This window comes from Paenibacillus enshidis (genome assembly GCF_042136365.1).
Taxonomy (GTDB): Bacteria; Bacillota; Bacilli; order Paenibacillales; family Paenibacillaceae; genus Paenibacillus; species Paenibacillus enshidis.
Window position 1 is genome coordinate 241,683 of sequence record NZ_JBHHMI010000004.1, and the last position, 21,225, is coordinate 262,907.

General features: G+C 51.8%; 22 protein-coding genes. All 22 read left to right on the top strand.

Translation table 11 applies throughout. The annotated features are described in order from the left end of the window. Positions 1 to 13 precede the first annotated feature (13 nt). The 22 genes from flhB (at position 14) to ACE41H_RS07385 (ending at position 21,217) form a co-directional block, all read left to right on the top strand. Entirely contained in the window at positions 14 to 1,096 is a 1,083-nt protein-coding gene (gene flhB / locus ACE41H_RS07280; RefSeq protein WP_375354515.1) for a flagellar biosynthesis protein FlhB, read from the top strand. 23 nt (positions 1,097 to 1,119) lie between these two features. Then, positions 1,120 to 3,153, top strand: coding sequence for a flagellar biosynthesis protein FlhA (flhA, locus tag ACE41H_RS07285; RefSeq protein ID WP_375354376.1), 2,034 nt, complete (start codon positions 1,120 to 1,122; stop codon positions 3,151 to 3,153). Beyond that, a complete protein-coding gene (flhF, locus tag ACE41H_RS07290; RefSeq protein WP_375354378.1) occupies positions 3,150 to 4,520 on the top strand; it encodes a flagellar biosynthesis GTPase FlhF in 1,371 nt (456 codons plus the stop codon). Before flhA ends, flhF begins: the two co-directional genes overlap by 4 nt. Beyond that, complete coding sequence (locus ACE41H_RS07295) at positions 4,517 to 5,395, top strand: MinD/ParA family protein (RefSeq protein WP_375354379.1); 879 nt, start codon at positions 4,517 to 4,519, stop codon at positions 5,393 to 5,395. The genes flhF and ACE41H_RS07295 overlap by 4 nt, the downstream gene beginning before the upstream one ends. Before the next feature lie 42 nt (positions 5,396 to 5,437). Further along, on the top strand, positions 5,438 to 6,880 hold the full coding sequence (locus ACE41H_RS07300) for a protein-glutamate methylesterase/protein-glutamine glutaminase (protein ID WP_375354381.1): 1,443 nt from the start codon (positions 5,438 to 5,440) through the stop codon (positions 6,878 to 6,880). Between the two features lie 99 nt (positions 6,881 to 6,979). After that, positions 6,980 to 9,064 carry a chemotaxis protein CheA gene (locus ACE41H_RS07305; RefSeq protein WP_375354383.1) on the top strand — a complete coding sequence of 695 codons (2,085 nt, stop codon included), beginning with the start codon at positions 6,980 to 6,982 and terminating at the stop codon, positions 9,062 to 9,064. Between the two features lie 45 nt (positions 9,065 to 9,109). Further along, positions 9,110 to 9,571: a chemotaxis protein CheW gene (locus ACE41H_RS07310; RefSeq protein ID WP_375354384.1), complete on the top strand. Its 462-nt coding sequence runs from the start codon at positions 9,110 to 9,112 to the stop codon at positions 9,569 to 9,571. Positions 9,572 to 9,602: 31 nt separating this feature from the next. Next, positions 9,603 to 10,184, top strand: coding sequence for a chemotaxis protein CheC (locus ACE41H_RS07315; RefSeq protein WP_375354386.1), 582 nt, complete (start codon positions 9,603 to 9,605; stop codon positions 10,182 to 10,184). Between the two features lie 3 nt (positions 10,185 to 10,187). Next, positions 10,188 to 10,685 carry a chemotaxis protein CheD gene (locus tag ACE41H_RS07320; protein ID WP_375354388.1) on the top strand — a complete coding sequence of 166 codons (498 nt, stop codon included), beginning with the start codon at positions 10,188 to 10,190 and terminating at the stop codon, positions 10,683 to 10,685. Between the two features lie 2 nt (positions 10,686 to 10,687). Further along, positions 10,688 to 11,113, top strand: a complete 426-nt coding sequence (locus tag ACE41H_RS07325; protein ID WP_375354390.1) for a hypothetical protein — start codon at positions 10,688 to 10,690, stop codon at positions 11,111 to 11,113. A gap of 15 nt (positions 11,114 to 11,128) precedes the next feature. Then, the gene (locus tag ACE41H_RS07330; RefSeq protein ID WP_375354392.1) at positions 11,129 to 11,917 is read left to right on the top strand and encodes a FliA/WhiG family RNA polymerase sigma factor; all 789 of its coding nucleotides are present in this window, start codon (positions 11,129 to 11,131) and stop codon (positions 11,915 to 11,917) included. A 35-nt stretch (positions 11,918 to 11,952) separates the two neighbouring features. Then, the gene (locus ACE41H_RS07335; protein WP_375354394.1) at positions 11,953 to 13,362 is read left to right on the top strand and encodes a flagellar assembly protein A; all 1,410 of its coding nucleotides are present in this window, start codon (positions 11,953 to 11,955) and stop codon (positions 13,360 to 13,362) included. A 67-nt stretch (positions 13,363 to 13,429) separates the two neighbouring features. Next, entirely contained in the window at positions 13,430 to 13,753 is a 324-nt protein-coding gene (locus tag ACE41H_RS07340; protein WP_375354396.1) for a hypothetical protein, read from the top strand. Between the two features lie 35 nt (positions 13,754 to 13,788). Continuing rightward, complete coding sequence (locus tag ACE41H_RS07345) at positions 13,789 to 14,358, top strand: hypothetical protein (RefSeq protein WP_375354398.1); 570 nt, start codon at positions 13,789 to 13,791, stop codon at positions 14,356 to 14,358. Beyond that, positions 14,351 to 14,956: a peptidase gene (locus ACE41H_RS07350; RefSeq protein WP_375354400.1), complete on the top strand. Its 606-nt coding sequence runs from the start codon at positions 14,351 to 14,353 to the stop codon at positions 14,954 to 14,956. The genes ACE41H_RS07345 and ACE41H_RS07350 overlap by 8 nt, the downstream gene beginning before the upstream one ends. A gap of 183 nt (positions 14,957 to 15,139) precedes the next feature. Next, positions 15,140 to 15,838, top strand: coding sequence for a 30S ribosomal protein S2 (gene rpsB, locus ACE41H_RS07355; RefSeq protein WP_375354402.1), 699 nt, complete (start codon positions 15,140 to 15,142; stop codon positions 15,836 to 15,838). Between the two features lie 145 nt (positions 15,839 to 15,983). Then, the gene (gene tsf, locus ACE41H_RS07360) at positions 15,984 to 16,634 is read left to right on the top strand and encodes a translation elongation factor Ts (protein WP_375354517.1); all 651 of its coding nucleotides are present in this window, start codon (positions 15,984 to 15,986) and stop codon (positions 16,632 to 16,634) included. A 180-nt stretch (positions 16,635 to 16,814) separates the two neighbouring features. Further along, positions 16,815 to 17,543: a UMP kinase gene (gene pyrH / locus ACE41H_RS07365; protein ID WP_375354403.1), complete on the top strand. Its 729-nt coding sequence runs from the start codon at positions 16,815 to 16,817 to the stop codon at positions 17,541 to 17,543. Continuing rightward, a complete protein-coding gene (gene frr, locus ACE41H_RS07370) occupies positions 17,543 to 18,097 on the top strand; it encodes a ribosome recycling factor (protein WP_375354404.1) in 555 nt (184 codons plus the stop codon). Before pyrH ends, frr begins: the two co-directional genes overlap by 1 nt. An 84-nt stretch (positions 18,098 to 18,181) precedes the next feature. Next, entirely contained in the window at positions 18,182 to 18,952 is a 771-nt protein-coding gene (gene uppS / locus ACE41H_RS07375; RefSeq protein ID WP_375354406.1) for an undecaprenyl pyrophosphate synthase, read from the top strand. Between the two features lie 16 nt (positions 18,953 to 18,968). Further along, entirely contained in the window at positions 18,969 to 19,763 is a 795-nt protein-coding gene (locus tag ACE41H_RS07380; RefSeq protein WP_375354408.1) for a phosphatidate cytidylyltransferase, read from the top strand. 314 nt (positions 19,764 to 20,077) lie between these two features. Continuing rightward, positions 20,078 to 21,217: a 1-deoxy-D-xylulose-5-phosphate reductoisomerase gene (locus ACE41H_RS07385; protein WP_375354410.1), complete on the top strand. Its 1,140-nt coding sequence runs from the start codon at positions 20,078 to 20,080 to the stop codon at positions 21,215 to 21,217. The last annotated feature ends 8 nt before the right edge of the window (positions 21,218 to 21,225 follow it).

Genomic DNA, 21,225 nt, shown 5'->3' on the forward strand with positions numbered 1-21,225 from the left:
TGCCTGTTGAGTGCTGAAATACTCCCTTGATCTGCAGCTTTTCGCCGGGGAAAAGACAGAAAAAGCTACACCCAAGAAGAAACAGGAAGCCCGCCAAAAAGGTCAGGTGGCCAAGAGTCAGGATATATCGACATCAGCAGTGCTGCTGATCTCCGTGCTGAGCTTGATGATGTTCGGCACCTATTTTAAAGACAGTACGGTCCGGCTGTTTACGGATATCTTTACGAACAGGCTGACGATGGACGTCACTGCTGAAAATGTGATCACGATGTTTGGCCAGTATGGGATTCAGATTCTGCTGATATTGGCCCCCATTTTTGTGTCCGCTTTTTTGATTGCAATTGTCGCAAACTATTTGCAGGTCGGTTTTTTGTTGACAGGAGAAGGCTTGGCTCCCAAATTCAGCAAGCTTAACCCGATTAAAGGTTTGAAAAATATATTTTCATTGCGTTCGGCAGTAGAGTTTCTGAAATCCATTCTGAAAATGACCATCATCGGTTTTCTTGTATACAGTGTCATCTGGGATACGAGAGGCGATATGTCCAAAATGTCCGAGCTGACGGGCGACCAGATCCTGTCCTATGCCGCAGGCCTGACGATGGAGCTTGGTATTAAAATCGGTGTCTGTCTGTTTGTGCTGGCTGTCCTGGATTATCTGTACCAGAGATACGAGCATGAAAAAAGCTTGCGGATGTCCAAACAGGATATCAAGGATGAGTACAAAAAAATGGAAGGTGATCCGCTGATTAAAGGGAAGATTCGCGAACGCCAGCGGCGTATGGCGATGCAGCGCATGATGCAGGAGATTCCCAAAGCGGACGTCATCGTTACCAACCCTACGCATTTTGCGGTAGCTCTCAAGTATGACGGCTCCGAGATGGAGGCCCCGCAGATCATTGCGAAAGGCCAGGATTATATGGCGCTGCGCATCAAGGAGATTGCCAGGGAGCATGGCGTAGTCATGATGGAAAATAAGCCGCTGGCACGGGCGCTCTATGCAAGGACGGACATCGGGGACACGATCCCCGGCGACTTGTTCCAGGCGGTCGCTGAAGTGCTGGCGTATGTATATAAATTAAAAGGCAAGAAGAAATAGCGGGATCGGAGGGCAAGAGACCATTGAAGACAAAAGATATAGCTGTCCTTGGAGGCGTTATCGGCATCGTGCTGATGATGATACTTCCGATTCCTGCATGGCTGCTCGACATACTGCTTGTTATTAATATTTCACTTGCGCTTATGATACTGCTGGTGGCCATGAGTACGAAGGAAGCGCTGGAATTTTCCATTTTCCCGGCCCTGCTGCTGATTACGACGCTGTTCCGCCTGGCGCTGAACGTGTCCACGACCAAGCTTATTTTGGGGACAGGGCATGCTGGGGAAGTGGTCGCCACCTTCGGAAGCTGGATCGCGGGCGGTCAAATTGCCGTCGGATTCGTCGTGTTTCTGATCCTGGTCGTCGTGCAATTCATTGTCATTACCAAAGGCTCGGAGCGCGTTGCCGAGGTAGGCGCACGTTTTACGCTCGACGCCATGCCTGGGAAGCAGATGAGCATTGACGCGGATTTGAACGCGGGTCTCATCAATGAGCAGCAGGCGCGTGAACGGCGAAGCAAAATAGAACGGGAAGCCGATTTTTACGGAGCGATGGACGGTGCCAGTAAATTCGTTAAAGGTGATGCCATTGCGAGCATCATTATTCTGATCATCAATCTGGTCGGTGGTTTTATTATCGGCATGGCTATCATGGGGCTGGGCTTTCAGGAAGCTCTGTCAACCTTCTCCGTATTGACAATCGGCGACGGGCTGGTCAGCCAGATTCCGGCGTTGCTTATCTCGACGGCTGCGGGCCTGATCGTTACCCGCGCTTCGTCCGAAGGCAACCTGGCCCAGGATTTGTCCAGCCAGCTGTTTTTATTCCCCAAACTGATCTATATTGTGGCGGTTACCGTGGCGCTGCTCGGATTTTTCACCCCGATTCATGGGATGACGACACTGCCGCTTGCGCTCCTGCTGTTTTTTGTTGCGCGTAGAATGCAGCAGAATATTGCGCGTAAGTCGATCGAGGACGAACAAATGGAAGAGGAGCAGCAGATTGAAGAGGTCCGCAGTCCGGAGAGTGTCATTAACCTCCTGCAGGTGGACCCGATCGAATTCGAGTTTGGCTATGGGCTGATTCCGCTGGCCGATACCCAGCAGGGAGGAGACCTGCTCGACAGGATCATTATGATCCGCCGGCAGTGTGCTCTGGAACTTGGACTGGTGGTCCCTGTCATTCGGATTCGGGACAACATCCAGCTCAAGCCCAATGAGTATATCATCAAAATTAAAGGCAACAACGTAGGCAGCGGTGAGCTGCTGCTGAATCACTACCTGGCGATGAGCCCAGGCTACGATGATGATGCCGTATCGGGAATCGAAACGACAGAGCCTGCTTTTGGGTTGCCTGCTTTATGGATCGATGAGTCAACGAAGGATATTGCGGAGCTATCGGGTTACACAGTGGTCGATCCTCCGTCCGTTGTAGCCACCCATTTGACGGAAACGATCAAGAAGCATGCCCATGAGCTGCTAGGCAGACAGGAGACCAGGGCGCTGATCGACAACCTGAAGGAGCATTATCCGGCATTGGTGGACGAGCTGATTCCTTCCGTGCTTGGAGTGGGAGACGTGCAAAAGGTGCTGGCCAAGCTGCTTCGTGAAAAAATATCGATCCGGGACATGGTTACGATCTTTGAAACACTGGCTGATTACGGCACCTATACGAAGGATCCGGACGTGCTTACTGAATATGTAAGACAGGCGCTTTCACGCCAGATTACACAGCAATACTCCCAGAAGGGAGATACGCTGAAGGTCATTACGGTCGGTCCGGCACTGGAAAAGAAAATTGCGGAAAGCGTGCAGCAGACCGAGCAGGGAAGTTATTTGGCGCTCGATCCGGTCTCCACTCAGACTGTATATCAAAAGCTCACTGAACAGATTAACCGGCTGATTCAATCAGGCCAGCAGCCGATTGTCCTGGCATCACCGACCATTCGCATGTATCTGCGCCAGGTCATCGAACGGACGATGCAGGATATTCCGGTTTTATCCTACAGTGAGCTTGAACCGAACGTTGAAATTCAAAGTGTCGGGGTGGTGAACTTATGAGAGTGAAACGATACGTTGTTGAAACGATGCCTGAAGCGATGCAGCAAATCAGGGGTGACCTCGGCAATGATGCAGTCATTCTAAGCACCAAAGAACTGAAAGTTGGCGGGTTTTTGGGGCTGTTTTCCAAAAAGAGAATCGAGGTCATTGCTGCGGTGGAGAAGGAGACCGGCTCGTCCGCCCGGACGTCTTCTTCCAGCACAGCCGTCCAAACAACGCAAAAGCTGCCCTCTGCTCCGCAGGCATCCATCGCCCGTGTGGTCGCTCCCGATGCTTATAAACGAACGGCCGAATTGTTGAACAAGGGCAATGAAGGGGCAGACAAGCAGGGGCAGGCAGCGGCGGAGCCGCCACGTAAACCTGCTGAAGCGCCGGAGAGAAGCGCGGACAGGAGCGTCCGGCGTGAAGCTGCCTCTTCCGATGTGACGGCTGCTGGATTGGCTGACAGGCATGTCAGTGGGAGAGACAGCGGTACGCCAGCCCCTGTAGCGCAAGATGCTCTGCTTGAAGAACTCCGCGAGATGAAAGCAATGATGAGCCGGATTTCACGTTTTACGCAAACCTCACCTGCCTTGCCCGAGCAGGCTCTGGCTCTGCACGAGCGGCTGCTGGATCAGGAGGTGGAACAAGAACTGGCGAACGAATGGCTGGAGCGGGTACTGCAGCACCAGGGAGAAAGCGGCGCTGCATTAGAGGAGTTCTCTTTTAAGAGCGCCCTGGAGGGGGAAATACAGCAGTTCCTCAGCCGCCGTTTTGGCGGGAGGATTTCCTCAAACACCAAAATCGTATACATCGCAGGCCCGACCGGTGTGGGCAAAACGACAACGATCGCGAAGCTGGCTGCAGAGCAGCTTTTCAAATACCAGCGCAAGGTCGGCTTCATTACTTCCGATACGTACCGGATTTCAGCGGTGGATCAGCTGCGGACCTATGCCACGATTTTGAATGTTCCGCTGGAGGTGGTCCAATCTCCCGGTGATCTGCAGCGGGCGATGCAAAGGCTCGAGCAATGTGATCTCATTCTGATGGACACAGCCGGACGGAATTACAGAAACGAACTGCTCGTGTCTGAGCTCCAAAGTCTGCTGGCGCCGATTGAGGAGAGCGAAACCTATCTGGTCTTGAGTCTGACCTCGAAATCCAGGGATATGCTCGAGATTACCGAACATTTCAACAAGTATGGACTGGATAAAGTGATATTTACCAAAATGGATGAAACAGGCAGCATAGGCGCCATATTCAATGTTCTTCGGCATTACCCGTTGTTGTCATTGTCTTATATGACCAACGGGCAGAACGTTCCCGAGGATCTGCTGATACCTGGCACAGGCATGATTACAGGAATGCTGTTGGGGGACTGTGTATGAGCGACCAGGCCCAATCGTTGAGACAAATGGCTTCACAGCATGAAATAAGCCGTCCCCCCAAACGAAGCTCACAGGCCAGAATCGTTACGGTTTCCAGCGGCAAAGGAGGTGTGGGCAAGTCCAATTTTGCACTGAATTTTGCGCTCGCACTGCAAAGCATGGGCAAACGGGTACTGGTGTTTGATGCGGATATAGGCATGGCGAATATTGATGTTCTCATGGGCTCCTCCTCCAAATACAATCTCGCTCATGTGCTGAGACGGGAGAAGACGATGGCGGAGATTGTACAGAACGGAGCCGGTTCACTGCCCTACATACCGGGGGGATCGGGGATAAGCGAGCTATTTTCCCTGTCGGAGCAGGATCTGGAATACTTTGCGGAGCAGGTGGAAGAACTGGCGGCTGAGATGGATTATGTTTTTTTTGATACAGGTGCCGGCCTGTCCAAAGAAAATCTGAAATTTATCACCTCGGCTGACGAATGTCTGGTCATTACTACACCGGAGCCTACCTCCATTACAGATGCCTATGCGCTGATTAAAGTCGTGAACGGGGTGCAAAAGGACACGGTATTTAAGATTATCGTCAACCGTGCCGATAACGATAATGAGGCCCTGCAGGTTGCCGATAAAATTTCGCTGGTGGCGCACCGTTTTCTCGGATTGAATATCCCGCTTCTGGGATATATCCATGATGACCAGCATGTAACGCAATCTGTCAAAAAGCAGGTTCCTTTTTCACTCGCATATCCGGGCTGCCCGGCCTCCAAGGATATTTTGCGTTTGGCGCACCGTTTTGCTCTAATGCCTGTTGCGGCGGAAATTGAAACCTTGGCCGGAATCAAGGGTTTTATACGGAAATGGCTTCGGCGCTAGGGCAAAATGATTCTGAGATAAGGGAAACAGAGGTGTTGTAAATTGGCAATTTTTCGGGTACTGGTCGTGGATGATTCTGCCTTTATGCGGAAAATTATCTCCGATTTGATTATAAAGGACTCTTCTTTTGAAATTGCCGGTACCGCAGCAAATGGAAAGGAAGCTTTGGACAAAATCCGGGAGCTTAAGCCCGATTTGGTGACAATGGATGTGGAAATGCCTGAAATGAACGGCCTTGAGGCGTTGAAAATCATTATGCAGGAGCATCCGTTGCCGGTGATCATGCTGTCAGGGATCAATGAAGAAGGAATGAAGGAGACGATTATGGCCCTGGAGGCCGGGGCGTTTGATTTTATCCGCAAGCCTTCCGTCTCCCATTCCCAGGATATTCAGCAGGTTGGGGCGTCCCTGCTTGAACAGATGAGAACCGCCATACAGGCGGTAAAACGGCGGGCTGACCGAGAGGAAGAGCTGAAAAAGGCTTCCCAGGAAAGAGCGGACCTGGAGAAGGCGGCCAGGCAGTCCGCGAAAGCCCGCACGGAAGAGGCGAATAACCAGCCGGAGCAGCAGGTGGTTGAGCAGAAGCCGCCTGTAGTTCCGCCTGTTCCGCCAGCCTCATCGTCATTTCAGCGGTGGACGAAGCCGGATTCGCAGCAGAAAAGGATGGCAGAGCGCCCTGGAATGGCGCCTATCTCTTCAGGCAAGGGCATCCGGAAAGCTTCCATCCCTGACATGTCTGCCCGGCAAGCCGCCAAAGCGGCCGACGGCAAGAGATTCGAGCCTGAGGCTCAGACACCGGCGCCACAGAACATGCCGGAGCAGCCAAAGCAGCCTGCCGCTCCGCTTGTGGAGACGCACCAGCCTGCCGTTGTGCCTGCTCAGGTCAGAAGCTCTGGTGGTGCTGCCGATCTGCGCAAGCTGGTCGCAGTCGGTTGCTCAACCGGTGGACCAAGAGCGCTCAAGACGCTGCTGGAAAGTCTTCCGGGCAATTTTCCGGCGCCAATCGTGATTGTACAGCATATGCCGCCGAACTTCACCCGCTCCCTGGCCCAGCGTCTGAACACTCTCAGCAGGCTTAAGGTGGTGGAGGCCGAGCAGGGAATGCTGCTGGAGAACGGAACGGCCTACATCGCTCCAGGGGGGTACCAGATGAAAGTTGCCGGAGGAAACGGCAGCAGGTATACCATCTCTCTTACGTCCGAGGAGCCGCGCAACGGCCACAGGCCTTCGGTGGACACCATGTTTGAATCCCTTGTTCCTTTCACTTCCCTTGAACGTCATCTCGTTCTGCTGACAGGGATGGGCAGCGACGGGGCCAGGATGATGAAGCTGCTGTATGACAAAGGAGTGCAATCCACCTTTGCGGAAAATGAAGAAACCTGCGTCGTATACGGCATGCCCCGCTCTGCGGTGGAATTAAAATGTGTAAAGCATCTCCTGCCTTTGCAGGAAATCGGCCCCAAGTTAATACAAGTTGTGAAATAATCGGAGTGTAACTCAAAGCTTATGCTTCCGAGGTAGTTTTGCACGAAGAGATGTCAAGGTAGTAATGCTCACAAAACTTTGAGGAGGAGGTGTCTCACAATGGACATGAATCAGTATTTAAGTATGTTTATTGATGAGTCGAATGATCATCTGCAATCTCTTAACGAAAATATGCTTCAGCTTGAAAGCAATCCGACCGATCTTGGCATCGTCCAGGTGATTTTCCGCTCGGCTCATACGCTGAAGGGCATGGCTGCAACGATGGGCTTTGAAGACCTGGCTTCGCTTACACATCAGATGGAGAATGTGCTCGATCTGGTGCGCAACGAAAAGCTGGCGATGCAGGAATTCATATTTGACACCTTGTTCAAAGGCCTGGACGCCCTGGAGTCGATGGTTCAGGATATCACGGCAGGCGGTGAAGGAAAAGCGGACGTCTCCTCTATTGTTGCTGCACTGCAATCCATTGTGAACGGTGATTTCCAGTCCTCATCAGCCGGGCAGGAAGTAGCTGTGACCTCCAACGCCGCCCTGGACAACGCGGGACTTGCACTGGACCAGTTCCAGTATTCCGTGCTGGAGCAGTCCATCAAGGAAGGTCATCGCGTGCTGTACGTTCAAGTCGCCATCAGTGAAGAGAGCCAGCTGAAAGCGGCGCGGGCGTTTATGGTATTTAACGCTTTGGAAAACGCCGGGGAAATCGTGAAAGCCAATCCATCGGTTCAGGATATCGAACAGGAAAGATTCGACCGCAGCTTCTCGCTGTACTTCATCACACAGAAAGAAGCGGACGAGCTGAAAAAAGAAATTCTCGGCATTTCCGAAGTCGAGCAAGCGGAACTTACCGAACTGGATGAAGAGTCGCTGAAGCAGATGAGCAACGAGAGCATAGAAGCCGTCAAAGCCGCTTCTGCGGAAATGGCCGCAGCTGTTGCGGAAGCTGTTCATACTCCTGAAGCGGGTGCCGGCAAGAGCCCGTCTCCAGCAGTCAAAGCGGCGGCCAAGCCCTCGGTGAAAAACGCTCCTCCTGCGCCAAACCGGACGATCCGTGTCGATATTGAACGTCTGGATGTGCTGATGAATCTGTTCAGCGAGCTGCTGATTGACCGGGTCCGGCTGGAGCAGCTGGCCAGTGAAGCGGGGAATCCGGCCCTGACGGAAACGGTTGAGCATATGAGTCGTGTCAGCGCAGATCTGCAAAATATCGTGCTGAAGTTGCGCATGGTTCCGGTGGATACCGTATTTAACCGTTTTCCGCGAATGGTGCGCGATTTGGCCAAATCGCTGGATAAAAAACTGGATCTGATCATCACGGGTGCTGAAACGGAGCTGGACCGTACGGTGATCGACGAGATCGGCGATCCGCTCGTTCACCTGCTTCGCAACTCGGTTGACCATGGGATCGAGTCGGTGGCAGACCGGCTTGCCGCAGGCAAGCCGGACACGGGAACAGTGAATCTCCGCGCCTTCCACAGCGGCAATAACGTGTTTATCGAGATCGAGGACGACGGAGCGGGCATCAACCGTGAAAAGGTGCTGAGGAACGCGATTAACAAAGGCATTCTGACTCAGGAGAAGGCGGCGGCCCTGACGGACGAGGAAGCCTACCAGATTCTGTTCGCACCCGGCTTCAGCACCGCCGAGGTCATCTCGGATATATCCGGCCGGGGCGTGGGGCTAGATGTGGTCAAATCGAAAATCACTTCCCTCGGCGGAAATGTAACGATTTTCTCTACTCCTGGCAAAGGAACCAACTTCTCTGTTCAGCTGCCGCTGACACTTTCGATTATCGCGGCGATGATGGTGCAGATCGGTTCGGAGAAATATGCGATTCCATTGTCCTCCATTGTCGAAACAGCTATTGTGAAGCGTGATAAAATCCGTACGGTGCACGGGAATAAATTGATTGCCTTCCGTGAAACCCACATCCCGCTGATTTCACTGAGTCAAGTTTTTGAAGTTCCGGATTTCAACGAGAATGAGGAAGAGGAAACCGAAGTGGTGGTCATCCGCAAAGGAGAAAAGCTGGCTGCGGTTTCCGTACAGGACTTTTTGGGACAAAGCGAAATTGTCATCAAAAATATGGGCAAATATCTTCCGGCCATTCCGGGCATTTCCGGCGCAACCATTCTCGGTGACGGGCAGGTTGCTTTGATTATCGATCCTAACGTCTTCATTAAATAAGGATGATTTCTGAATCGTGAATATCATTGGGGAGGGTTTTTGAGCATGGGAGAAGAAATTAAAGTTATCGTCTTTAAATTGGGTGAGGAGGAGTACGGGGTGGAAGTGGACAAGGTCCAGTCCATCGAACGTATGGTTCCGATAACCCGGGTGCCGAAGACATTCACGTTCGTTAAAGGTGTGTTCAACTTAAGAGGCGTGGTCATGCCTGTTATTGATCTGCGCGGCCGTTTCGGCCTGGAGGAGACGGAATATACGGATCAGACCCGGATTATTATCGTTGCGGTCAATGATATGCAGGTTGGCTTTATTGTCGATTCCGCGAATGATGTCATTGATTTGAATTCCGATGCGATTGAAACGCCGCCCGAAGTCGTCGGAGGCATCAAAGCCAAGTATCTGCGCGGTGTGGCCAAAATCAGCGAAGAGCGCCTGCTGATCATGCTGAACCTGTCAGAGGTGCTGAATAAAAGCGAGCTCGTTCAGCTGGAAAGCATAGAGGAATAGGGCCGTGTTCAACAACTTGGAGGATTTCAAAATGGACGTCCTGAAGGAGGTCGGGAACATCGGGGCAGGCAATGCCGCCACCGCGCTGTCCCGGCTTCTGAACAAGCCCATCGATATGGGGGTTCCGAAAGTCCAGCTGCTGCCGTTTGAGGCCATCGCCGACAAAGTGGGCGGGCCCGAGCAACTGGTTGTCACCATCTTCTTCCGGGTAGAGGGGGATGCTCCCGGCAATCTGTTCTTCATACTTGCGCCGGAAGCAGCGAAGGGGCTGCTGCAGCGGTTGGCGGGCATAGAATCAGAGGATGCGCACAGCTTCACGGATATGGAACAATCCGCTCTCTCGGAAATCGGCAACATTTTGGCAGGCTCCTATCTCTCATCCCTGGCGGACTTCACAAAGCTGTCCATGTATCCTACCGTACCGGGGCTGGCGATGGACATGGCCGGCGCGATTCTGAGCTACGGACTGCTGCAGTTTGGTCAGATGGGAGACGACGCCCTTTTGATTGACACATCGTTTCTTGAAGGACAAAATCATATTGAAGGGCAATTTTTCCTCATCCCGGACCCGGAATCCTTCGAAAAAATTTTCGAGTCATTGGGAGTCCGTTAAGTTATGATAGAGGAGAAAAATATAATTAAAGTCGGCATGGCGGATTTGAACGTCGCCAGCTTCCCGGATGCGATCCGGACGACCGGTCTGGGGTCGTGTGTCGGATTGACGATGTATGATCCTCAGCTGAAGATTGCAGGTATGGCCCATGTCATGCTTCCTTTTTCTGATATCGCGCGGGAAGGGCAGATCAATATTGCCAAATACGCGGATACAGCCCTGCCTGAGCTGCTGGACAGAATGCTTCAGCTCGGAGCGGTGCGCAGCCGGATTGTGGCCAAAATGGCCGGCGGCGCACAGATGTTTGCTTTTGCAAGCGGGGGAGACACCATGAGAATCGGTCCCCGCAATGTGGAATCATGCCGCGCGATGCTGGCGGAACTGCGGATTCCCCTGATTGCTGAAGATACGGGCGGCAATGTGGGGCGAACCATTGAGCTCGATTGTCTTACCGGTGTTTTGAGTATTCGAAGCGTACAAAAAGGTGTAAAGGAACTGTAATCATGTTATTTGGAAGCTTGCGCATGAACTTGTGGTCCGGAGCCGTCGGTTTTGTGCTGACATTCCTGTTGTCCCTTAACAGCAATTTGCTTGTGACCAGCTTAATCCGCGGCTTAATCGCTTCTGCAGTCTGGTTTTTGCTCGCTTTTGCGGTCCGCTTTGCCCTGGGGATTCTTACCCGGCCTGAAAAACCGGCATCCGTTTATCCGCAATCGGACAGCAATGCGGGGCAGGGGAAAGGTCTGGGCTCGCATCTGGACCTTACTACCCCTGACGAAGGCGGGGATTTGAATGATCTGCTGAAACCGAAGCCGGATTCGGAGCCGTTGCAGCCAGCGGACTTTAAGCCGCTCAATCCGCCCAAACTCGTAACGAGCAAAGATCCTGAAGAATTGGCGAAGGCAGTTCGTCACCTGACAGACAAATAGAGGAGGGTGAAGCCGATGACCGAGCGAAAAGCCGCTCACTTGAATTACGCTGAACTGTGGGAGCGCTGGAAAGAGCATGGCGAGCTGGAGGCCAAAAAGCAGCTGATTGAAAACTATCTCCCCATTGTCGAATATGTTTCCGGCCGTCTCGCAGTTGGCTTGCCCAAGAACGTATCCAAGGATGATTTGGCCAGCAATGGCGTTATGGGATTGATTGACGCTATCGAAAAATTTGATTATGAGCGCGGTCTGCAGTTTGAAACCTATGCTTCATGGCGTGTGCGCGGAGCTATACTCGACGGGCTGCGTCAAGGCGACTGGGTTCCCCGCTCCGTCAGAGAGAAGGCCAAAAAGATCGAGGATGCCTATCAAAAGCTTGAACAAAAATATTTGCGGACCGTCAGCGACGAGGAAATGAGCAGCTACCTTCAGGTATCGGAAAAAGAGTTTCAGAACATGCTGCAGGAGGTCGCCGTCATGTCTATCTATTCGTTGGAAGATCCAATCCGGGAAGAAGAAGCGGAGACAAGGCTGTCTCTGCTGGTTGATGAAAAGGCCAAAAATCCTGACCAAAAAGTAAACGAATTCTATCTTCGGGAAGCGCTTGTACAGGGTATTGAGAAGCTTACCGAAAAGGAGCGGATAGTCGTTTCCTTACTGTATTATGAGGATTTGTCCCTTAGTGAAATTGCGGAGGTTATGTCATTATCCCCTTCCCGTATTTCCCAGCTGCACTCCAAAGCTATTCTTCGTCTCAGAGCTACATTGGACAAGCAGCGGGATTTACTGATGCGGAAGGATTAAACCTCCACCACTATCATGTGAGAGGAGCATGGATAATGGAGCAGGCGTATGTATTGGATCAGTTTTTGAGCATAACGATTGCCCCGGATAAGAGTGTGGCTTACCTGGAATTTTCCAGGCATGAAGAGGGCTTTCATTGCTCGCTTCAGGATCTGGAGAGTTATTTGGAGAAACATAGCATATGTTATGGAATCAAACGTCAGGCGCTGCAGCAGCTGGCAGACAGTCCGGACAAGTTTTTTTTCGCCAAAACCTTGATTGCTGAAGGGGTGGCTCCGATCAGCGGGAAAGATGGCTACATACGCATGACGGAAGATATGAGCCAGTCTGATGAACATAGGCCGCTGAAGACGCAGGACGGTAAAGTGGATTATAAGGAATTGATTCGTTTGACCAACGTCCGCAAAGGCCAGCTTTTAGCCGAACGCATCGATCCCGCGCCCGGGGTGCCGGGCACAGGAGTGACCGGGGAGGAAATCCCCTTCCCCGCAGGCAAAGTAGCCAGGTTTAAAGCAGGTAAAAATGTCGTTGTGCATCCTGAAGGCTCTGCCTTATACGCTGCCATTGACGGAATGGTGACGATGACGGATGAAGATAAAATCAACGTCTTTCCCGTCTACGAAGTTAACGGTGATGTAGACTACAGTATTGGCAACATCAATTTTGTCGGAACGGTCGTCATCCGCGGTAATGTCCTCACAGGGTTTCGCGTCAAGGCGGACGGCGATATCAGGGTCGTCGGCGGAGTTGAAGGCGCGGAACTGGACGCTGCCGGTTCGATCGAGATCACGGGTGGTATTATCGGCTATCATAAAGGCTGGGTTAAAGCAGGCCACAATGTCAAATGTTCCTTTATCCAGGACGGCAACGTTACAGCAGCTGCGGATATTATTGTCTCGCAAAGCATTATGCATTCCAACCTGCGTGCAGGCAAACAGGTGCTGTGCAACGGTGCCAAGGGACTCATCGTCGGCGGAAGCATCCAGGCCGGGGAAAAGGTGGCGGCCAGAACGATCGGCAATACGATGTCTACGGCTACCAGCATTGAGGTCGGCGTTTTGCCCGAGCTGCGCAACGAATTGACAGAGCTGCGCAATCTCCTTAAAGAACAGAAGGTCAGCCTGGACAAGACGTCCAAAGCGCTTAATTTTTTGGATCAGATTGCCGCAGCGGGTCAACTTACTCCTGACAAGACCGCCATGCGCATCAAGCTGAAGGCGACCAAGGTCTCCACGGAGCGGGAGCAGAACGAGAACCGGGCGAGAATTCTGGAGATTGAAAGAATGCTCGAAGACGCGGATACGGCCAGAGTTGAAGTCAGAAGCATTATTTACAGCGGCTCTAAAATAGTTATCGGCAGATACACGAAATATATTAAAGATTCTGTACAGCGAATGGTGTTTTATCACCAGGATGGGGACATCACGATGTCCACTTTGGTCTAATCCCTCCGGTGGTATGCGGTTATCTTGGGCTGGCAAGCGCAGCTGCTGCTAAGAAAGGCGTGATCCTGTGAGTTTGAAAGCCGTTGAATTGCAAATTGCCGTGCCGCGGACGAGCGAGGCGGGAAAGGTTCTAAGCGAAAACCGGCACAGACTGGTCAATGACCAGGCTCTTCTCGGGGAACAGGCCGTGAAAGAGACGCAGGCGGTCAGGCAGCGCAGCGAAGCGGTCGAGCAGTCCGCCGATGCGGCTGTCCGCGACCGGGAAGGGCAATCGAACTACCGGGATCACCGAAACAAGCGGCGCGGTTCCGAGCCTACACAGGATAATCCGCCAGCCGTACACCAGGCAGAGCATCCGTTTAAAGGACATCATATTGATTTGTCCCTTTAATTGGCGATGAACGGGACGCGAAGGAGACGATTTTTTTGGATCCATGGTTATATATCGTATTGCTGGGTCTTGCCGCTTTGATGTACGGCTGGATGCTGCCCAAGCGCGGAGGCGGCAAAAGCCCGGAAGAAGACTTGGCGAAAAACATGGAGGTTACACTTGAGCAGTACATGGCTGATATCGGGCGGGAAAACGATGAGCTGATTGATCTGGTCACGCAGATGAAACAGGATCATGCTTCCCGGCTGGCCGCCATGCAGGAGCAAACCTCTGAACTCAGGCAGCGGGTAGTGGAGCTGGAGAGGCAGGACCGCCACAGCGCGGACATTTCGCAGTTGGCTGCCGGCCTTGTAAGGGAGCAGATCTATTCCGGTGCCCCGGTTCAGGAGGCGGAGCAGAATACATTGGTCTCTCCTCTTGAGGAACATGTTGCTATCGAAGAAACGGCCGAGCCTCAGGAGACGATCCGGGACCGCTATGCTGAGCTGTTCTCCCTGCATGGCCAAGGGAAATCGCTGGATTCCATCGTCAGGCAGACAGGGATGCAGCGCGGTGAGGTGCAGCTGATCCTGCAGCTGGCCGAGAGGGAGGGCCAGCATGATTAAGAATCGGACGTTTATGCTCGGAATGGGAACAGGACTGATTCTGGGGGCGCTGCTGCTCCAGCTCGCGATGATCGGCCAGGGGAAGTCGAACGGCTCCGCTGCTCCACGGGAGCTTACACGCGAACAAGTAGAGGCTGAGGCGCAACGTCTTGGACTTCAGGTCAATGACAGCGACGAATCTTTAATGACCGAGGAAGAATGGCGCCAGAAAGTGATAGACGAGGGCAGTCAAACCCCCGAGGCTCCGACGGCACCGAAAAGCACGGCTGCCGTCTCCGAGCCGAAAGCTCCTCAGCGGCCTCAGACTGATAACCCGGAGACTGCTGCACCGCAAACAGGGACCGGCATGGCACAGGCTCCTGAGCAGCCCGCAGCGCCGCAGGCCCCGCCGATCCGGTACCGCATCACACCGGGGAGCAGCTTGCTCAACGTCGCCGAGGGTCTGCAGAAGGCAGGCGTAATTGAGGATGCGGATGCTTTTCAGAAGGCGGCCAATGAGCATAAAATCAATACGAAAATCCGCTCCGGAACCTACAGCTTCCGTGAAGGGGAAACCTTTAGTTCTATCATTACAAAAATAACTACTCCTCCGAAATGATCCATGGGAAACAGGCTCTCCAAAATTAGGTTGCAACGGCCTATGTCTTATGGTATATTAATTCACGGTGTTAAAAACACACGTTGGTTAATTTCGTAAAGGGTGCTTCCGGACGGGAGTTTTTACGAAAGATGATGTCAGCGGAGGAACACACAAAAAACCAAACTTAGGAGGTGCGTGAAGATGGCAGTAATCTCCATGAAACAGCTTCTGGAAGCTGGGGTACACTTTGGTCATCAGACTCGTCGTTGGAACCCGAAAATGGATCGTTATATCTTCACTGAAAGAAACGGTATTTACATCATTGACTTGCAAAAGACAGTGAAAAAGGTTGAGGAAGCTTACAACTTTGTGAAAAACGTGGCTGCCGAGAACGGAACGATTCTGTTCGTAGGCACCAAGAAGCAAGCGCAAGACTCTGTTAAAGAAGAAGCAACACGCGCTGGACAATTCTACATCAACCAACGCTGGCTCGGCGGAACGCTGACGAACTTCCAAACGATTCAAAAGCGTATTGACCGTCTGAAGCAGCTGGAAGCTTGGGAAGAAGACGGTACATTCGAAGTTCTTCCTAAGAAAGAAGTTATCATTCTCCGCAAAGAGAAAGATCGTCTTGAAAAATTCCTGGGCGGAATCAAGAATATGAAGGGTCTGCCAAGCGCATTGTTCATTATCGATCCTCGCAAAGAGCGTATCGCGGTTGCTGAAGCTCGCAAGCTGGGTATTCCAATCGTAGGTATCGTAGATACAAACTGCGATCCTGATGAAATCGATTATGTTATTCCTGGTAACGACGACGCGATCCGTGCCGTTAAATTGCTGACTGGTAAAATGGCTGATGCTGTTATGGAAGCTAACCAAGGCGAAGAAACTACTGCTTAATACCGCTTTTGCGGCTCGTAATATATGAATTAAATGAAAAGGGTGGTTGGTAGGTGGATAACCTTTCACTACCCTTTTTTTGGGGATAAAGCAAGTAGTGCAACTAATACTTAGAACAATCAATTTTTTTGGAGGGAAATTTAATATGGCAGTTAATGCGAGCGCAGTAAAAGAGCTTCGTGAAAAAACAGGCGCAGGTATGCTGGATTGCAAAAAAGCGCTGGAAGAAACGAACGGTAATATCGAGAAAGCGATCGAGTTCCTGCGTGAAAAAGGTTTGGCTGCTGCCGCTAACAAAGCGGGCCGTATCGCAACTGAAGGTGTCGTGGAATCCTACATTCATGCTGGCGGAAGAATCGGCGTAATCGTAGAAATCAACTGCGAAACCGACTTTGTTGCAAAAACAGATCAATTCAAGGAATTCGCTCGCGATATCGCGATGCACATCGCAGCTTCCAACCCGCGTTACGTTCGTCGTGAAGAGGTTGCGGCTGAAGAGATCGAAAAAGAAAAAGAAATTCTGAAAGCACAAGCGTTGAACGAAGGCAAACCAGAGAAAATCGTTGAAAAAATGGTTGAAGGCCGCATCGGTAAATTCTACGAAGAATTCTGCCTGCTGGAGCAATCCTTCATCAAGGATCCGGACAAAACAATCGCAACGCTGCTGAACGAGAAAATCAGCACCATCGGCGAGAACATCTCCATTCGCCGCTTCGTTCGTTACGAGCTGGGTGAAGGTCTGGAGAAAAAAGAAGATAACTTCTATGAAGAAGTTATGTCCCAGGTGAAACAATAATACCGTTTACACGGGTTGTATAGGCGTCAGGAGGAAAATGGAACACGCCAGTGTTCCTTTTCTTTCAAGTAAGGACGGATTGTGCGCTCTTGTCCAGAAAAGCTACCTGCTTGAAGACAGGAGCTTTTCTTGCAAACGGGCATCAAAATAGATAGAAACTGAATAGTGGAGGGTGGGCATTTGAAACAGCCTGTTTATAAACGTGTCGTCTTGAAGGTGAGCGGTGAGTCGCTCTCGGGCAACAACGGGTACGGGATTGACGCCGATACGATTGCATCCATTGCACAGCAGGTCAAGGAAGTTGTGGATTTGGGTGTAGAGGTCGCTATCGTGTGCGGCGGAGGCAATATCTGGCGCGGAATCGCCGGAAGTGCTAACGGGATTGACCGTGCTACCGCAGATTATATGGGGATGCTTGCTACTGTCATGAATTCCCTTGCACTGCAGGATTCGCTGGAGCAAATCGACGTGCCGACACGTGTACAGACATCGATCGCCATGCAGCAGATTGCGGAACCGTACATTCGCCGCAAGGCCATCCGCCATCTGGAAAAGGGGCGTGTCGTGATCTTTGCAGCAGGCACCGGCAACCCGTTCTTCTCGACGGACACAACCGCAGCGCTGCGTGCGGCGGAGATTGAGGCTGAGGTCATCCTTATGGCTAAAAACAAGGTGGACGGCGTATATTCTGCCGATCCGTTTAAAGACAGCACCGCCGAGAAGTATGAGCAGCTTACCTATCTGGATGTGCTGAACAAAAATCTCGGTGTTATGGACTCGACAGCTTCGTCGTTGTGCATGGACAACAACATTCCGCTTATTGTATTTGCAATTACCGAGCAGGGCAATATCAAACGGGTTGTGCTTGGGGACAAAATTGGAACAATCGTTAAAGGGAGTGTAGATTAATGCCGCAATCCATTAAAAAAAGCGCGGAAGAACGTATGGAGAAAGCCATTCAGGCGTTGAAACGCGATCTTGCCACACTGCGCGCCGGCCGCGCTGCACCGAGCCTGCTGGACCGTGTTCAGGTTGAATATTACGGAGCCATGACTCCGCTGAATCAGCTGGCCAACATTAACACACCGGATTCCCGGACGCTGATGATCCAGCCTTGGGATAAATCCTCACTGGCAGACATTGAGCGTGCCATTCAGAAGTCGGATTTGGGACTGACACCATCCAATGACGGGATTTCGATCAGACTGGTCGTGCCAGCCCTGACAGAAGAACGCAGAACCGAGTTGGTGAAGATGACGAAGAAGTATGGTGAAGAGGCGAAGGTGGCCATCCGCAATATCCGCCGCGACGCCAACGATGATATTAAAAAACTTGAAAAAACCGATATTTCCGAGGATGAATCCCGCCGCCATCAGGACGATATCCAAAAAACGACGGACAAATTCATCGCGGAAGTAGATAAAGTACTTGCTGCGAAAGAAAAAGAGATCATGGAAGTGTAAGAGACCTGCGGCCCCTCCATTACGGTGGGGTTTGTCTCTTTTCACGCCTATGGCTAATTTCCAGAGAATGTTGGGGGAAATGGTATGATAAATCGGGTTCGGTCTTGGTGGAGTGCTGAGCAAAAGGATGAACAGCCGCCGGCCGTTTCAAAAGACAATATTCCACAGCATGTAGCAGTCATTATGGACGGGAACGGCCGTTGGGCGAGGCGGCTTGGCATGCCAAGAGTGGTAGGTCATCAGAATGGGATGAAGGCAGTCAAAAGAACGGCCATTGCCGCTGATGAGCTGGGAATCAAGTACCTGACCATGTACGCATTTTCCACAGAAAACTGGACCCGTCCAAAAGAAGAAGTGGAGTTTCTGATGCGGCTGCCGGAAGAATTTTTGGCTATCGAATTGGATGAATTGATTGAGAAGAACGTACAGGTTCGCGTGATGGGGCATAAAGAGTATCTGCCCTCACACACGCAGGCAGCTTTCGAGGAAGCCATCCGACGCACCGAGCACAATACGGGGCTTATCCTGAATTTTGCGGTCAATTACGGGAGTCGGCTAGAAATTACCGAAGCCATGAAGAAGATTGGCCGTGAAATTGAGGGCGGTACGATCAAAGCAGAGGATATTACGTCTGAGCTCATCGGAAAGTCGTTGTTGTCGGAAGGAATCCCTGACCCGGACCTGTTGATTCGTACAAGCGGGGAACTGAGATTGAGCAACTTTATGCTCTGGCAGTTGGCCTACAGCGAGCTATGGTTTACGGATATTTATTGGCCTGAATTCAACAAAGAGCACTTATACGAAGCAGTGGCCGAGTATCAACGCAGATCACGGAGATATGGCGGCCTGAAATAAATGGAGGAGGAAGCCGTTGAAACAGCGATTGATAACCGGTATAGTGGCAGGCATCCTGTTTTTGGGAATGGTCCTGTGGGGCGGCTTGCCTTATCACCTGTTCATTCTTGCCATGGCATGGATCGGATTTTATGAATTTGTGCGTATGATCGGACTTTCTGCAGGCAGTGGAAGCGCATGGCTGGGCTATCTGGGGATCACGGTGCTGGTTTTTCCTTATCAACCGTTGAATATCCAGCCGCTATTGCCGCTTGCCAATATGTTGTGGCTGCTGCTTGTCTTATTCATGCTGATTACGGTATTTACCAAAAATCAGGTCACGATCCGGACGTCAGCCCTTTTGTTTTTGGGAATCGTCTATGTGGGCATCGGATTTTCTTATATTGCGGAGTCGCGCCATATGGACCACGGGGTATTCTGGACTTTTTTACTGTTGGCTGGCATATGGGCAAGCGATGCAGGAGCCTACTTTGTAGGCAAGGCTTTCGGTAAAACGAAGCTTTGGCCTGCCATCAGTCCGAATAAAACAGTCGAAGGCGCCCTCGGCGGCGTCGTTATGGCCGCAGCGGCGGCTGTCGTTTTTGCGGTGTTTTCAGGAGGGCTGTTGTCTGTCGGGAATGCGCTGATCATCGGTTTGTCCTGCGCGGTCGTCGGGCAGCTGGGGGATTTGGTCCAGTCTGCTTATAAACGGGTTTACGGAATTAAGGATACGGGAAATCTTTTGCCTGGGCACGGCGGCATACTTGACCGGTGTGACAGCTGGATCGTTGTTTTTCCGTTTGTACATATGCTGATGCTGCTTCCTGCTTGATGAATGCAATAGATGCTGCTGAAGACCATGTGCTGATTTTCTAAAAGTGAGAGTTCAAGAAGTCAGGTTTTCAGCATCGAAGCCTATGCTTCCGAAGTGCGTTTTTTCAAAACGCTTGAGTTGAATGAAGATAGGGACTGAGGAGCAGAGCGTACGTTGGGTACGTGAGCACCTGAAATGTTTCTGTAGGAAACATGCTTCGGAAGCATCTGCTTAGGCCCGGCTGAATTCAAGATTCGATGTGGAGTTCGCTTCCTGATTTACTTCGTGATCAAAAGATGACTTTTTGAATAACCTCTAAAGGAAGGTGCGTCATGAAAAAGATTGCCGTGCTTGGCTCAACAGGCTCGATTGGAACACAGACACTGGACGTTGTCAGCATGCACCCCGGCCTGTATCAGGTGGAGGGATTGGCTGCTGGCGCCAATACGTCGCTTCTGCTTGAACAGGCGCAACATTACCGTCCCAAGAAGGTGTCTGTGGCCACCAAGGAACTGGCGGAGCAGATTCGTGAGCAGCTGCCGCCGGGAACAGAACTGTATTGGGGCGATGAAGGTCTTATTGAAGTAGCCGCAGGAACTGAGGCGGATACGGTAGTGACGGCGGTCATGGGCAGTATGGGGCTGCCTTCAACCCTGGCCGCGATCGAGGCCGGCAAGCAAATTGGCCTGGCCAATAAGGAGACGCTGGTAACTGCCGGGCATATCGTCACGGAAAAGGCGCGGAAGAAAGGGGTAAAGCTGCTGCCGATCGACAGTGAGCATTCCGCCATCTTCCAGTGTCTGAACGGAGAACGGATGCAGGATGTTGCGGGGATTACACTGACAGCCTCCGGCGGATCGTTCCGGGATTTGACCAGAGAGCAGCTCAAGGATGTTACTGTGGAGCAGGCCTTGCAGCATCCGAACTGGTCGATGGGTGCGAAAATTACAATCGACTCGGCGACGATGGTGAATAAAGGTCTTGAAGTGATCGAAGCTCACTGGCTGTTCGGATTGTCCTATGATCAGATTCGTGTGCTGCTGCATCCCGAAAGCATCATCCATTCTTTTGTAGAATTCAAGGATACGAGTATTATCGCCCAGTTGGGAAATCCGGATATGCGTGTTCCGATTCAGTATGCCCTGACCTATCCGGACCGCATGGTCTCACCGGCCAAGCCCCTGTCATTGGCGGAGGCGGGAAGCCTGCATTTCCGGGAAATGGATTACGAGCGGTTCCCGTGTTTAAGACTTGCCTTTGAATGTGGTAAAATGGGGGGGACAGCGCCAACTGCGTTCAACGCGGCCAACGAAGTGGCGGTGGCCCGGTTTTTAAGAGGAGAAATTTCCTTTTTGGCGATTGAGGATATCATCGCGCGGGTGCTCGACCGGCACCACAATACGGTGAATCCGGATCTGCCGGCCATAGAAGCCTGTGACCATGAGGTCCGGGCAACCGCCGCAGTGCTGTAAAACCTTCT

Coding starts and splice junctions, on each gene's coding strand:
- ACE41H_RS07310 (WP_375354384.1), top strand. CDS start 9,110: ATGGGAGAAGAAATTAAAGTTATCGTCTTTAAATTGGGTGAGGAGGAG.
- ACE41H_RS07385 (WP_375354410.1), top strand. CDS start 20,078: ATGAAAAAGATTGCCGTGCTTGGCTCAACAGGCTCGATTGGAACACAG.
- uppS (WP_375354406.1), top strand. CDS start 18,182: ATGATAAATCGGGTTCGGTCTTGGTGGAGTGCTGAGCAAAAGGATGAA.
- ACE41H_RS07320 (WP_375354388.1), top strand. CDS start 10,188: ATGATAGAGGAGAAAAATATAATTAAAGTCGGCATGGCGGATTTGAAC.
- tsf (WP_375354517.1), top strand. CDS start 15,984: ATGGCAGTTAATGCGAGCGCAGTAAAAGAGCTTCGTGAAAAAACAGGC.
- flhF (WP_375354378.1), top strand. CDS start 3,150: ATGAGAGTGAAACGATACGTTGTTGAAACGATGCCTGAAGCGATGCAG.
- frr (WP_375354404.1), top strand. CDS start 17,543: ATGCCGCAATCCATTAAAAAAAGCGCGGAAGAACGTATGGAGAAAGCC.
- ACE41H_RS07325 (WP_375354390.1), top strand. CDS start 10,688: ATGTTATTTGGAAGCTTGCGCATGAACTTGTGGTCCGGAGCCGTCGGT.
- ACE41H_RS07295 (WP_375354379.1), top strand. CDS start 4,517: ATGAGCGACCAGGCCCAATCGTTGAGACAAATGGCTTCACAGCATGAA.
- rpsB (WP_375354402.1), top strand. CDS start 15,140: ATGGCAGTAATCTCCATGAAACAGCTTCTGGAAGCTGGGGTACACTTT.
- ACE41H_RS07330 (WP_375354392.1), top strand. CDS start 11,129: ATGACCGAGCGAAAAGCCGCTCACTTGAATTACGCTGAACTGTGGGAG.
- ACE41H_RS07305 (WP_375354383.1), top strand. CDS start 6,980: ATGGACATGAATCAGTATTTAAGTATGTTTATTGATGAGTCGAATGAT.
- ACE41H_RS07315 (WP_375354386.1), top strand. CDS start 9,603: ATGGACGTCCTGAAGGAGGTCGGGAACATCGGGGCAGGCAATGCCGCC.
- ACE41H_RS07335 (WP_375354394.1), top strand. CDS start 11,953: ATGGAGCAGGCGTATGTATTGGATCAGTTTTTGAGCATAACGATTGCC.
- ACE41H_RS07350 (WP_375354400.1), top strand. CDS start 14,351: ATGATTAAGAATCGGACGTTTATGCTCGGAATGGGAACAGGACTGATT.